13 protein-coding genes are annotated in these 13,178 nt (G+C 73.3%); 5 read left to right on the plus strand and 8 right to left on the minus strand.

Features of this window, described 5'->3' with window-relative positions:
• Positions 1-69 precede the first annotated feature (69 nt).
• The 5 genes from paaE to paaA all read right to left on the minus strand — a co-directional run bounded on the left by paaE (position 70) and on the right by paaA (position 3,845).
• A complete protein-coding gene (gene paaE, locus VKK44_RS27005; protein WP_343443992.1) occupies positions 70-1,191 on the minus strand; it encodes a 1,2-phenylacetyl-CoA epoxidase subunit PaaE in 1,122 nt (373 codons plus the stop codon).
• A complete protein-coding gene (gene paaD / locus VKK44_RS27010; protein WP_343447913.1) occupies positions 1,188-1,664 on the minus strand; it encodes a 1,2-phenylacetyl-CoA epoxidase subunit PaaD in 477 nt (158 codons plus the stop codon). The genes paaE and paaD overlap by 4 nt, the downstream gene beginning before the upstream one ends.
• Entirely contained in the window at positions 1,658-2,383 is a 726-nt protein-coding gene (gene paaC, locus VKK44_RS27015; RefSeq protein ID WP_343443993.1) for a 1,2-phenylacetyl-CoA epoxidase subunit PaaC, read from the minus strand. Before paaC ends, paaD begins: the two co-directional genes overlap by 7 nt.
• Positions 2,380-2,667, minus strand: a complete 288-nt coding sequence (paaB, locus tag VKK44_RS27020; protein WP_343447914.1) for a 1,2-phenylacetyl-CoA epoxidase subunit PaaB — start codon at positions 2,665-2,667, stop codon at positions 2,380-2,382. Before paaB ends, paaC begins: the two co-directional genes overlap by 4 nt.
• A 110-nt stretch (positions 2,668-2,777) precedes the next feature.
• Positions 2,778-3,845, minus strand: a complete 1,068-nt coding sequence (gene paaA, locus VKK44_RS27025) for a 1,2-phenylacetyl-CoA epoxidase subunit PaaA (protein ID WP_343443994.1) — start codon at positions 3,843-3,845, stop codon at positions 2,778-2,780.
• 370 nt (positions 3,846-4,215) lie between these two features.
• Here paaA and VKK44_RS27030 point away from each other — a divergent pair, with 370 nt between their 5' ends.
• A complete protein-coding gene (locus tag VKK44_RS27030) occupies positions 4,216-5,208 on the plus strand; it encodes a hypothetical protein (protein ID WP_343443995.1) in 993 nt (330 codons plus the stop codon).
• Positions 5,208-6,149 carry a serine hydrolase gene (locus VKK44_RS27035; RefSeq protein WP_343443996.1) on the plus strand — a complete coding sequence of 314 codons (942 nt, stop codon included), beginning with the start codon at positions 5,208-5,210 and terminating at the stop codon, positions 6,147-6,149. Before VKK44_RS27030 ends, VKK44_RS27035 begins: the two co-directional genes overlap by 1 nt.
• 16 nt (positions 6,150-6,165) lie before the next feature.
• Here VKK44_RS27035 and VKK44_RS27040 read toward each other — a convergent pair whose 3' ends face one another.
• Genes VKK44_RS27040 through VKK44_RS27050 form a run of 3 tightly spaced genes read right to left on the minus strand, consistent with a single transcriptional unit; the run spans position 6,166 to position 8,915 of the window.
• Positions 6,166-7,017, minus strand: a complete 852-nt coding sequence (locus VKK44_RS27040) for a menaquinone biosynthetic enzyme MqnA/MqnD family protein (RefSeq protein WP_343443997.1) — start codon at positions 7,015-7,017, stop codon at positions 6,166-6,168.
• Complete coding sequence (locus VKK44_RS27045; protein ID WP_343443998.1) at positions 6,942-8,291, minus strand: MFS transporter; 1,350 nt, start codon at positions 8,289-8,291, stop codon at positions 6,942-6,944. Before VKK44_RS27045 ends, VKK44_RS27040 begins: the two co-directional genes overlap by 76 nt.
• A 42-nt stretch (positions 8,292-8,333) precedes the next feature.
• Positions 8,334-8,915 carry an ArsR/SmtB family transcription factor gene (locus tag VKK44_RS27050; RefSeq protein ID WP_343443999.1) on the minus strand — a complete coding sequence of 194 codons (582 nt, stop codon included), beginning with the start codon at positions 8,913-8,915 and terminating at the stop codon, positions 8,334-8,336.
• Positions 8,916-9,400: 485 nt separating this feature from the next.
• On the opposite strand from VKK44_RS27050, the gene VKK44_RS27055 reads away from it, so the two are divergent.
• From VKK44_RS27055 to VKK44_RS27065, 3 genes are all read left to right on the plus strand, one after another.
• Entirely contained in the window at positions 9,401-11,443 is a 2,043-nt protein-coding gene (locus VKK44_RS27055; protein WP_343444000.1) for a HelD family protein, read from the plus strand.
• Between the two features lie 83 nt (positions 11,444-11,526).
• Positions 11,527-12,414, plus strand: coding sequence for an ABC transporter ATP-binding protein (locus tag VKK44_RS27060; protein WP_343444001.1), 888 nt, complete (start codon positions 11,527-11,529; stop codon positions 12,412-12,414).
• Positions 12,415-12,423: 9 nt separating this feature from the next.
• Positions 12,424-13,161: an ABC transporter permease gene (locus tag VKK44_RS27065; protein ID WP_343444002.1), complete on the plus strand. Its 738-nt coding sequence runs from the start codon at positions 12,424-12,426 to the stop codon at positions 13,159-13,161.
• Positions 13,162-13,178 lie beyond the last annotated feature (17 nt).

Genomic DNA, 13,178 nt, shown 5'->3' on the forward strand with positions numbered 1-13,178 from the left:
CGGCCCCATCCGTCGGACCGCGAACCGGACGCGACGCGGCCACCCGCACCGGCGCACACGCTCGTGGCGTCACGCGTCGTAGTCGACCGTCAATCGGTCGGTCACCGGGCTGGACTGGCAGGTCAGGACGTAGCCGGCGGCCACCTCGTCCGGCTCCAGCGCGTAGTTGCGGGCCATCGTCACCTCACCGGAGGTGACCCGGGCCCGGCAGGTCGAGCAGACCCCACCCTTGCACGCGTACGGCAGCTCGCCCCGCACCCGGAGCGCGGCGTCCAGCACCCGCTCGTCCCGGCGCATGGTGAAACTCGACGAGCGCCCGTCCAGCACGATCGTCACCTCGGCGCCCGCGCCCGGCTGCTCGACCGGGCGGCGCACCGGCTCCGGCGGGGCGTCCACGTGGAACAGCTCGGTGTGCACCGCCGCGTCCGGCACCCCGCGCCCGGCCAGCACCGCCTTGGCGTCCACCACCATGCCGTACGGGCCGCAGAGGAACCACTCCTCGATCTCGTCGCCCGGCACGACGGTGTCCAGCAGCCGGGTCAGCCGGTCCGCGTCGATCCGCCCGGACAGCAGCGCCGACTCGCCCATCTCGCGGCTCAACACGTGCACCAGGTGCAGCCGGGTCGGATAGCGGTCCTTCAGGTCGGCCAGCTCCTCGGCGAACATCACCGTGTTCGCCGTGCGGTTGCCGTACACCAGGGTGAAGGTGCTCCGCGGCTCGACGGCCAGCGCGGTCGCGACCAGGCCGAGCACTGGCGTGATGCCGGAACCGGCGACCACCGCGCCGTAGCGGCGGACCCGGTCCGGCGCGAACGCGGAAGTGAAGTGCCCGAGCGGCGGCAGCACCTCGACGGTGTCGCCGTCGCGCAGCGCGCCGCAGGCGTACGCGGAGAACGCCCCGCCCGGGACCTCGCGCACCCCGATCCGCAGCCGGCCGTGCCGGGCCAGCTCGTCGGGGGTGGAACAGATCGAGTACGACCGCCGCGCCTCCGCGGACTCCGGGTCGTCGGCGACGGCCGGGCGGCGGACCGTGAGGTGCTGCCCGGCGGAGAACGCGAACGTCTCCCGCAGCTCCGCCGGCACCGCGAAGGTGATCGACACGGAGTCGTCGGTGAGCCGGTCGACGGCGGCGACCGGCAGCGGGTGGAAGACCGGCCGGCGGCGGACGGGCCGGGTGATGGTGACAGTCACAGCGCCTTCAGGTGGTCGAAGGGTTCGGCGCAGGAGCGGCAGCGCCACAGCGCCTTGCAGGCGGTGGAGCCGAACCGGCTGACCTGCGTGGTCTCCGGTGATCCGCAGCGCGGGCAGCGGACCGTCAGGGTCAGCGGCACCACCGTGTCGTCGCCACGCGGGGCGGGCGGGGCGATGCCGGCGGCGGCCAGCTTGGCCCGGCCGGCGGCGGAGATCCAGTCGGTGGACCAGGCCGGCGCGTAGACGGTGCGGACCTCGGCGTCCGGGTGCCCGGCGGTGGCGAGCGCGCGGCGGATGTCCGCGCGGATCACGTCCATGGCCGGGCAGCCGGTGTAGGTGGGGGTGATGGTGACGACGACCCGGCCGGTGGCCGGCTCCTCCTCGACCGCGCGCAGGATGCCCAGCTCGTCGATGGTGATCACCCGGATCTCCGGGTCCACCACCGCCGCCACGGCCTCCCGCGCGTTCACCAGTTGGCTCCGGGGTGGGCGCGGTGCAGCACCTGCATCTCGGCGAGCAGGTAGGAGAGGTGCTCGGTGTGCACGCCGTCCCGGCCACCGCCGGGCGTCCAGCGCGTCTCCGGGCGGGTCAGCGTGGCCTCGTCCAGCACCGCGGCCACGGTGGCGTCGAAGCCGGCCCGCAGCGTGGCCGGGTCGACCGGCGCGGCCGGGTCGGGGGTGAACAGCTCGTGGACGTACGGCCAGACCTGGTCGACCGCGTCCTGCATGCGACGGTGCGACTCGTCGGTGCCGTCGCCGAGGCGCTTCACCCAGAGCGAGGCGTGGTCCAGGTGGTACGCGGACTCCTTGCGCGCCTTCGCACCGACCGCGGCCAGCCGGTCGTCGCCGCAGCCGGCCAGCGCGGTGTAGAGCGGAAGCTGCCAGGCGGCCAGGAGGAACAGTTTCGCCATGGTCACCGCGAAGTCGCCGTTGGGCAGCTCGACCAGCAGGCAGTTGCGGAACTCGCGGTCGTCGCGCAGGTACGCCAGGTCGTCCTCGTCCCGGCCGGCGCCCTCCAGCTCGCCCGCGTAGGTGAGCAGCAGCCGGGCCGCGCCCAACTGGTCGAGGGCGATGTTGGCCAGCGCGATGTCCTCCTCCATCTCGGGTGCGCGGGAGGTCCACTCGCCGAGCCGCTGCGCCGCGATCAGCGCGTCGTCGCCGAGGGCGAGCGTGAAGTCGAAGACGGTCGTCACAGGTGGGCCACCCCGTCCGGCACCTCGTAGAACGTCGGGTGGCGGTAGACCTTGTCGGCCGCCGGGTCGAAGAACGCGTCCTTCTCGTCCGGGCTGGACGCGGTGATCGCGCCCGCCGGCACCACCCAGATGGAGACCCCCTCCTGGCGGCGGGTGTAGAGGTCGCGGGCGTTGCGCAGCGCCAACTCGGCGTCGGGCGCGTGCAGGCTGCCGACGTGGGTGTGCGACAGGCCGCGCCGGGCCCGCACGAAGACCTCCCACAGGGGCGAGGACTGGCTGGTCATGCCGAGCCGACTGGGCATGCCCTCACGGCCCTCGCTTCGCTCGGTGCGTTCGGTCATGCCGAGCCGACCGGGCATGCCCTCACGGCCCTCGCTTCGCTCGGTGCGTTCGGTCATGCCGCCACCGGTTCCTTCCGCTCCGCCCGCTTCGCGGCGTACGCCGCGGCGGCCTCCCGTACCCACGCGCCGTCGGCGTGGGCCCGCTGCCGGTGCGCCATCCGCTCCCGGTTGCACGGCCCGTCACCCTTGATGACCCGCATCAGCTCGGCGTAGTCGGGCTGGGTGTAGTCGTGCGCCTGCCGCTCGTCGTTCCAACGCAGGTCCGGGTCGGGGATGGTCAGGCCGAGCACCTCAGCCTGGCCGACGCACATGTCGACGAAACGCTGGCGCAGCTCGTCGTTGGAGAAGCGCTTGATCTTCCAGCTCATCGACTGCGCGCTGTGCGTGGAGTCGCCGTCCGGCGGGCCGAACATCGCCAGGGACGGGTACCACCAGCGGTCGATCGCGTCCTGGGCCATCGCCTTCTGGCCTCCGGTGCCGTGCGCCAGCGTGTGCAGGATCTCGTAGCCCTGGCGCTGGTGGAACGACTCCTCCTTGCAGACCCGGATCATGGCGCGGGCGTACGGACCGTAGGAGCAGCGGCACAGCGGCACCTGGTTGACGATCGCGGCGCCGTCCACCAGCCAGCCGATGGCGCCCACGTCGGCCCAGGTGAGCGTCGGGTAGTTGAAGATCGAGCTGTACTTCTGCCGGCCGTCGAGCAGCAGCTCCACCAGCTCGTCGCGGCTGATGCCGAGCGTCTCGGCCGCCGCGTAGAGGTAGAGCCCGTGGCCGGCCTCGTCCTGCACCTTGGCCAGCAGGATGGCCTTGCGCTTGAGCGAGGGGGCCCGGCTGATCCAGTTCCCCTCCGGCTGCATGCCGATGATCTCGGAGTGGGCGTGCTGGGCGATCTGCCGGATCAGCGTCTTCCGGTACGCCTCGGGCATCCAGTCCCGGGGTTCGATCTTCTGGTCGGCGTCGATCACGTCGGCGAAGTACGCCTCGAAGTCCTCGTCCGGCCCCGGGCCGCCCCGGCGGGCCCGCGCCGCGGCCTCGCGCAGCGCTGCCTCCGCGGCTTCCACCTCGCCGAGCAGGCCGCCGCCCGGAGCGTCCTCGGGCGGGGCGAAATCGTTGCCATACATGAGGCCAGTGTTACAGCTCGCGACGGATGACACCAGAGGGTGTAACAGGATTCCGCAGCGAGCTTCCGTGGCCGCACGGAATCCGACAGCGGTCGCCCCTGAGCTGGGGAAATGGTTGTGACGTCGACCACTTGCCGAAAACGAAACCTCCCAAGGCGGGCATATCTGCTCAATATCCCGCCGATCTGGCGAGTCGCCGGGTGTCGGGATCTGGCGGAAAGCCAGTCCGGAAGTAGACTTCCCCCGGCACACCGATCGGCTGCCGTTGATCGCCACCGCCCCAGGCCACCGTCCCCCGGCCTCGTGGTGATCGGGCCGAACACATGCGGAAGCCGGTCCCCCCGGCCATACATCTGGAGTTCACCCACTCATGCGACCTCGCGTGACCATGGTGCTCGCCGTCGTGGCAGTGCTCGTCGGCGGCGGCATGCTGGTGCCCGCCGCGTACGCGCAGCTCTCCGGCGGAGACAGCCCGAGCAGCCTCGGCGGCTTCGGCGGCGGCACCGAGCAGGTGCCGGCGCCCGCCCCGAGCACGCCCCCGCCCCCGACGCTGGCCGACGCCCCCGTCTCGGTGAGCTTCAAGGGCGAGTTCTTCTCCTGGTCGCTGATGGACCGCAAGACCGGTGCCGTCACCGGCGCGAAGAACATGAGCCAGACCAGCTCCACCGAGTCGATGCTCAAGACCTGGATCGTCGCGGACTACCTGCGCCAGCTCGGCGACAAGGAGCCCACCGCCGCGCTCAGGAAGGCGGCGAGCGTGGCCATCCGGGACAGCAACGACGACGGGGCGAATGCGGTCTACCGGGCGGCCGGCGGGTCGTACAAGAAGCAGCCGGGCAACAAGCTGAACCCGGTGCTCCAACGCGCCGTCAAGATCTGCGGTCTGACCGACACCAAGGCGGGCACCGTGCCCTCCTACGAGGGCTGGTGGAGCTTCACCCAGATGTCCCCCCGGGACGCGGTCCGGCTCGGCGACTGCATCGCCGACGGCAAGGCCGCCGGCCCCAAGTGGACGAAGTGGCTCCTCGACGAGATGGCGAACGTCCGCGGCAGCATCAAGAGCCAGCAGGCGAAGTCCGGCGGCGGCAAGTGGGGCATCGTCGACGGCCTCCCCGCCTCGATCACGTCGCAGGGCCCGGTGCACATCAAGAACGGCTGGACCCGGCTCGTCTACGACAACAACTGGCACGTCAACTGCCTGGCCGTCACCGACCAGTGGAGTCTCGCGGTGATGATGCGCTATCCGGGCAGCGCCGGCCTGTCGTACGGCTCGAAGGTGTGCGCGAGCGTCGCCACGCAGCTCGTCACCCCGCAGCCCGGCGCCGCCCTGAAGGTGCCGCAGCAGCCGGTCGGGAAGCTCTGATGGCCGGCGCCCGGCGACGGCCCGGCAGCCACCGTCGCCCGCTGGCGTTCAGCGCGGTGGCGGTGGCCCTGGTCGGCCTGCTGGTCCTCTCGCTCCGGCTGGTTCCCGGCTCGCCGCTGCGACCGACCGCCGCCACGCACCCCGAACCGAGGGGTGACCGGTCCACCGCGCAGCCCACCGACCGCAACGCCCGGCCCCGACCGGCCCCGTCGCCGTCGCCGTCGCTGGAGCCGCTGCCGTTCCAGGCCAGGGACCTCGACGACCTCGACCTCAAGGGCTGGTACGCCTGGTCCGTGCTGGACAAGCGGACCGGGCAGATCATCGGCTCGAAGAACATGAACGAGACCAGCACCACCGCGTCCCTGATCAAGTCCTGGGTGGTCGCCGACTACCTGCGCCGCAGCGCCGAGGCGGGAAAGACCCCGAGCGACGCCAAGCTCGCCGACGCCACGCGCATCATCCGCGACAGCGACAACACCCGGGCCCAGGAGTTCTACGAGAACGTGGGCAGCGCGGCGTCGATCAAGCGGCTGATCTCGATCTGCGAGCTGACCGACAGCAAGGTCGCCGCCGACGGCGGCTGGAGCCGCACGCTGCTGTCCCCCCGGGACACCGCGCGGCTGGGCCTCTGCATCGACGACGGGCGCGCGGCCGGGCCGAAGTGGACGAAGTGGCTGCTCAACGAGATGCGCCTGGTGCGCGGCTCCGGTGACTTCGGCATCCGCAAGGCGTTCCCGGCCGCCGAGCAGAAGACGATCGCCATCAAGAACGGCTGGATCGACCGGCAGAAGGAACAGGAATACCACGTCAACTGCCTGGCCGTCGGCGACACCTGGACGATGGGCGTGATGGTCAAGAGCCCGTTCAGCGTGGGCGGCTGGGACTACGGCATGAAGGCCTGCGAGCAGATCACCGAGGCGCTGCTGCGCGAGCCGACCTGATCCCCGCGCGGCCCGCTCAGCCCTGGAAGAACTCCGGGCCGCCCGGCGGCAGCGCCGGCACCTCCCCGTACGCGGCGGCGCGGCGGGCGAACTCGCGCAGCCCGGCCACCTGCCGCTCGCCCAGCGAGAAGTCGAGCGTGCGGAAGTAGGTGGCCAGCGTCGCCGCGTCGAACGGCTCCCAGCGGGCCGCCGCCTCGGCCACCTGGTCCAGCTCGGCCAGGCACAGGTCACGCGAGCGCAGGAACGCCTCGTGCACCTCCTTGACCAGCCCCGGATGGGCGGCGGCGAAGTCGCGGCGCACCGCCCAGACGGCGAACACCATCGGCATCCCGGTCCACTCGTGCCACGCCTGCCCGAGGTCGGTCACCGCGAGGCCCTTGCCCGGCGCCTCGTAGAGCGCGCGCAGCGCCACGTCGCCGATCAGCACCCCGGCGTCGGCCTCCAGCAGCATCTGGGTCAGGTCGGGCGGGCAGCGGAAGTACTCCGGATTCACCCCGTACCGCTCGGCGAGCAGCACCTGGGCCAGCAGCACCCCGGTACGCGAGGTGGAGCCCAGCGCCACCTTGGCGCCGTCCAGCTCGGCCAGCGGCCGGGTGGAGACCATGTTGACCGAGAGCACCGGGCCGTCGCTGCCGACCGCCAGGTCGGGCAGGAGCAGCAACTCGTCGGCGTGCTTCAGGAACTCGACGAGCGTGATCGGGCCGATGTCGAGGTCGCCGCGGACCAGGTCGGCGCTCAGCCGGTCCGGCGAATCCTTGTGCAGGTCGACGTCGAGCAGCGCGCCGGACCGCATCAGGCCCCAGTAGATCGGGAGGCAGTTGAGGAACTGGATGTGCCCCACCCGGGGGCGGGCGATGCGGTCGGCCATGACCCGACCGTATCCCCGCCACCGGCTCCCCGCGCCGCAGGGAGGCCCGGGAGTGGCCCATCCCGCACCGCGGTGCGCTCGGCGCGTACCGTGCGGCGGACCGGGCCGGCCAGCGCCGCGACGACCAGCAGGCCGGCCACCCCGCAGCCGGCGACCAGCGGTCGGGGGTCGGCCACCGTCAGCAGCAGCCCACCGACCAGGTAGCCGGCCATCCCACCGCCCTGCACCGCCGCGCCGAAGACCGCGAACGCCCGGCCCCGGGCCGCCTCCGGCACCCGACGGGCCAGCAGCAACTGGTCGAAGACGTTGTTGCCGCCGTTGGCCACGCCGCCCAGTAGCCAGATCGGCACCAGCAGCCAGGCCGACGGCACCGCCGCCGAGCCGAGCACCGCCAGGCAGCAGCCACCGAGCAGCACCAGCCCGGCCCCGAGCAGCGCGCCGTCGTCCGCGAGCCGGCGGGCGACCCGGGCGAACAGCCAGGCCCCGAGCACGATGCCGAGCGTCCAGGCACCGGTGACCAGGCCGTAGACGGTGGTGGAGCTGTTCAGCGTCTCGCGGATGAAGAAGACCTCGATCACGTTGATCGCCCCCACCGCGCCGACCACCGCGGCCACACTGCCGACCATGACCAGCAGCATCGGGTCGCGACGCAGCCGCCAGGCGGGCGTGGCCGTGGCGACGCCGGCCACCGTCGTCCCCCGGCCACCCCGGCGGGTACGGATGAGCAGCGCGGCCACCACCAGCGCGAGGTAGCTGACCGCGTCGACGAGCAGCGGCACCCGGGTGCCGAACTGCCCGACGAGCAGCCCGGCCAGCGCGGGCCCGGCGAGCGCGCCCAGCGTGCCGGCGGTCTGGTTGAGCGCGCCGGCCCGGGGCAGATCCTCGGCCCGGACCATGACCGGCACCAGCGCGGCGAGCACCGGCTGGGTGACCGCGAGCCCGGTCGCCAGCAGCGCCACCAGCGCGAGGACCAGGACCGGCGCTGTCGCGTACGCCAGCGCCGCGCAGATCGCGGACTGGACCAGGCCGGTGGCGACCAGCAGGAACCGGCTGTCCACCCGGTCGGCGAGGCGCCCGGTCAGCGGGGCGAGCGCGACCAGCGGCAGCGTCGCGGCGAGCAGCAGCCCGGAGACGGCGAGGCCGCCCGCCCCGGCGGACTGGAGCGCGAGCGTCAGGGCGGTGGCGGCGAGGAAGTCGCCACAGCTGGAGACGCCCCGGGCGGTGGCGGCGAGCCAGACGTCCGACCAGCGCGACGAACCAGATGCGAAGGACATACTTCGAAAATAATCCTTCACATCTGGTGCGCGCAACCCACCTCACTCGATGGGCATCGCCCGGTACTGCACCGCCACCTTGCGCGCCCCCGCCGGCGGATCGGTCCGGCTCCGCTGCCGGTATGGCGACATCAGCGCCCGAACCGCCTCGTTCAGCTCGATGAGCTCCTCGGCGGTCAACAGCAGCACGCTGTCACTGAACCAGGTCGCCTCGTACCACTCGCGCGGCTCGTCCGGCGCACGGCGCATCCAGTCCCGAACCCGCTGCGCGCCCCGGACCAGGTGCGCCTCGACCAGCGCCGCCTCGGCGGCGTGCGTCTCCGGGTCGGCGTCCGGCCCGACCTCGACCGAGTACGACGGATTCACCGCCTGCCACACCCGCTCCCGCGCGTCACCCCGGCCGGCCGCCTCGCGGACCAGGCCGAACCTCGCCAACTCGCGCAGGTGGTAGCTGGTGGCGCTCGGCGACAGGCCGGCGATCTCGGCGCACTCGGTGGCGGTCGCACCGCCCTCCACCGCGCTGAGATGTTCGATGATCGCCATGCGGGCCGGATGGGCGAGCGCCCGCATCACCTGCGGGTCGCTGATCGTCACCCGGTGCTGTTCGGGACGCGCCTCGCTCATGCCCCCAATGATCCCGCGCCGGCCGGGTGATCCCGCACCGGCCGGCGACGAGCGCGGAAGGCGAGTCCGGACGGCGCGGCGATCACCCGCCCTCGGTGAGAGGACAAGATGGCAGAAAGTAGCGACGTCCGGGCGGCGGACATCCACGTCAGGGCCCTTTGCTCTGCAGCCTTGGGCGCAGCAGACACACAGAGCAACGATTCCGTCCGTCACTACGTCCGCGGCACCGGACCTCCACCCCTGGTCAGGCGCTGATGCGTTGGTGGCTGCAGAGCAAAGGCGCCCCAGACACATCCCAGCCCGAGCAGGCGAACACGTTCAGTGACAACACAAACCGCTACCGTCCGCGCCAGGTAGTTCCGTATAGTTGACGACCGCCCGACGGCCGCGGTGAGCACGCACCGCAGCGGACGTCCCCGCGCCGGGAGCAGGCCAACCGCCCCGGACACGCGAGCGAGCATCATGTTGAGCCTTGGGAGTTCACAGTGCCCGCACCGGAACTGACCACCACCCCGCTGGACGACGAACTCGTCGCCGAGCGGGCCCACCTGGACACCTCCCGCGCCGCGCTGCGCCGGATGCGGGAGCGCGCCGAGTCGCTCTTCGCCACCGGCGACAAGGTGGCCGGCGACGCGTACACCGCCGAACAGCTCGGCCGGCACATGGCCCGGCGGGTCAAGGAACTGGCCGACGACCCCACCACCCCGCTCTTCTTCGGCCGGCTGGACTTCGGGGAGACGGACCCGGACCACGCCGGGCGGGACTACCACGTCGGGCGGCGGCACGTCACCGACGAACGGGGCGAACCGCTGGTGCTGGACTGGCGGGCCCCGGTCTCCCGCTCGTTCTACCGGGCCAGCGCCCGCGACCCGCAGGGCGTCGCGGTGCGCCGCCGGTTCGGCTTCAGCGCCGGCACGCTGACCAGCTTCGAGGACGAACACCTCGACCGGGGCGAGGAACTCGGCACGGCCAGCCGCATCCTCACCGCCGAGATCGAACGCCCCCGCGTCGGCCCGATGCGGGACATCGTCGCCACCATCCAGCCCGAGCAGGACGAGCTGGTCCGGGCCGACCTGGCCGACTCGATCTGCGTGCAGGGCGCGCCGGGCACCGGCAAGACCGCCGTCGGGCTGCACCGCGCCGCGTACCTGCTCTACCTGCACCGGGAACGGCTGCGCCGCTCGGGCGTGCTGATCGTCGGGCCGAACCGGGCGTTCCTGTCGTACATCGCGGCGGTGCTGCCGGCGCTCGGCGAGGTCGAGGTCGAGCAGGCCACCGTCGAGGACCTCGTCGCCCGGGTGCCGGTCCGCGCGGTCGACGACCCGGCCGCCGCCGCGCTCAAGCACGACATCCGGATGGCCGAGGTGCTGCGCCGCGCCGTCGACGCCCACATCGGTACGCCCACCGAGCCGATCATGGTCTCGGACGGCTCGTACCGCTGGCGGATCGGGCTCGACCCGCTGCACCGCCTGGTCGTCGAGACGCGGCAGGAAGGGCTGCCCTACGCCACCGGCCGGGAACGGGTTCGGGCCCGGGTGGTGGGGCTGCTGCAACGCCAGGCCGAGGCCCGCCGCGCCGAGTCGCCCTCCGACACCTGGCTGCGCCGGATGAGCCGGATCAAGCCGGTCACCGACCTGCTCGACGCGGTCTGGCCGGCGCTCACCCCGGACGGGCTGCTGCACCGGCTGCGGACCGACGCCGAGGCGCTCGCCGCCGCCGCCGACGGGCTGCTCAGCGCCGAGGAGCAGGAACTGTTCCGCGCCGGCAAGGTCGGACGCACCGCGAAGGCGACCCGGTGGACCGCCGCCGACGCGGTCCTCCTCGACGAGGCCGCCGGGCTGCTGGAACGGCCCGCCGGGTTCGGTCACGTGGTGGTCGACGAGGCGCAGGACCTCTCGCCGATGCAGTGCCGGGCCATCGCCCGCCGCAGCGAGCACGGCTCCATCACGCTCCTCGGCGACCTGGCCCAGGGCACCGCGCCCTGGGCCGCGACCGACTGGCGGGAGTCCCTGGCCCACCTCGGCAAGCCGGACGCCGCGGTGGTGCCGCTGAGCGTCGGCTTCCGGGTGCCGGCCGCCGTGGTGGCGTTCGCGAACCGGCTGCTGCCCGCGCTCGCCGTCGACGTACCCCCGGCCCGGTCACTGCGCCACGACGGGGCGCTCGACGTGCGTACCGTCGAGGACCTGACGGCCGCGACGGTGGCCGAGGTGCGGGCGGCGCTGGCGCACGACGGCTCGATCGGTGTGATCGCCGCCGACGACACGGTGGACCGGCTCCGCGCGGCGCTCGACGCCGCCGGCGTCGAAACCGCGACCGCCGACGACGTCGAGGCCGCGGCGCGCGTCACGGTCGTCCCGGCGACGCTGGTCAAGGGCCTGGAGTACGACCACGTGGTGGTCGTCGAGCCGGCCGCGATCGTGGCCGCCGAGCCGCGCGGCCTGCACCGCCTCTACGTGGTGCTGACCCGGGCCGTCTCCGGGCTGGCGGTGCTGCACCGCGCCCCGCTGCCCGCCCCGCTGGCCGGCTGACGGAACCGGTGGCCCCCGGCGGGGCGACTGGCGGGCACCCGGTACACAGAGGGGGCACAATCCCGCCGCCCGAGGAGCCCGCGATGATCCTGGCCCGCGCCGAACAGGTCAGCCGCCGCTACGGCGAGGTGCTGGCGCTGGACCGGGTCGACCTGACCGTCCGGGCCGGGGAGCTGGTCGGCCTGCTCGGCCCGAACGGCGCCGGCAAGAGCACCCTGATCAACCTGCTGGTCGGGCTGCGCCGGCCGACCGCCGGCCGGGTCGAGCTGCTCGGCGGCGACCCGCGCGACCCGACCAGCCGGCGGCAGCTCGGGGTGACCCCGCAGGAAACCGGCCTGCCCGGCACGCTGCGGGTCGGCGAGGTGGTCGACTTCGTCGCCGCGCACCACCCCGACCCGGTGCCCCGGGACGAGCTGCTCGACCGGTTCGGCCTCACCGACCAGGTGCGCCGGCAGACCGGCGGCCTCTCCGGCGGCCAACGTCGCCGGCTGGCCGTGGCGCTGGCGTTCGTCGGCCGGCCCCGGCTGGTGGTGCTGGACGAGCCCACCACCGGGCTGGACGTGGAGGCGCGGCACACGCTCTGGGAGGCGGTCCGCGGCTTCCACGCCGACGGCGGCACCGTGCTGCTGAGCAGCCACTACCTGGAGGAGGTGGAGGCGCTGGCGCAGCGGGTGGTGGTGATCGGCCACGGTCGGGTGCTCGCCGACGACTCGGTGGCGGCGATCCGGGGCATCGTCGGCGTACGCCGGGTCAGCCTGGTCGCCGACGACCTGCCCACACTGCCCGGGGTGGTCGCCACCGAACGCCTCGACGGGCGGGTCCACCTGCTCACCACCGACGCCGACCAACTCGTCCGTGACCTCGTCACCGCCGGTGTGGCGTTCCGCGACCTGGAGGTCCGCCCCACCTCGCTGGAGGAGGCGTTCCTCGCCATCACGGCCGGCGACCGACCCGCGCCCACCCCCGCCTAGGAGATCGCCGTGCCGCTCGCCCTGGTCCACGCCCGCTACCAGCTCCTGGAGATCATCCGGATCCCGGTGGCGGTGGTGGGCAGCGCGTTCTTCCCCGCCGTCGCGATGCTCTTCTTCGTGGTGCCGTTCGCCGGCGACGACCCCACCGGCGCCACCTACGCCACCGCCGCCATGGTCACGTTCGCGACCATGAGCGCCAACATCTTCCAGTACGGCGTGGGCGTCGCCGAGGACCGCGACCAGCCCTGGAACCCGTACACCCGGACGCTGCCGGCCGGGCCGGCGCCGCGGCTGGCCGGGCGGATCCTGGCCGGCCTGGTGCTGACCTACCTGTCGATGGTGCCGGTGGTGGTGATCGCGGCGGTGGCCACCGCGGCCCGGGTGACCGTGGCGCAGTTCCTGCTCGGGCTCGCCGTGGTCGCCGTGATCTCGGTGCCGTTCACGCTGCTCGGCCTGGCGATCGGCTACTCGTTGCCGAGCAAGGCGGCGATCGTGGTGGCACAGGTGCTCTTCTTCCCGCTGGCGTTCGGCGGCGGCCTGCTCTCCGCGCCGGACCAGGCGCCCGGCTTCGTCCAGGCGGTCGCCCCCTACCTGCCGACGCGGGGCGCGGTGGAGCTGATGTGGGCGGCGGTCACCGACTGGCAGCCCGACCCCCGGGCGCTGGTGATGCTGGTGGTCTGGGTGGTGGCGCTCGCCGCGGTCGCCGGCTGGGCGTACCGGCGGGACGAGGGACGCCGCTTCAGTTGACGTTTTGTCCGGTTCCG

Source organism: Micromonospora sp. DSM 45708 (assembly GCF_039566955.1).
Taxonomy (GTDB): Bacteria; Actinomycetota; Actinomycetes; order Mycobacteriales; family Micromonosporaceae; genus Micromonospora.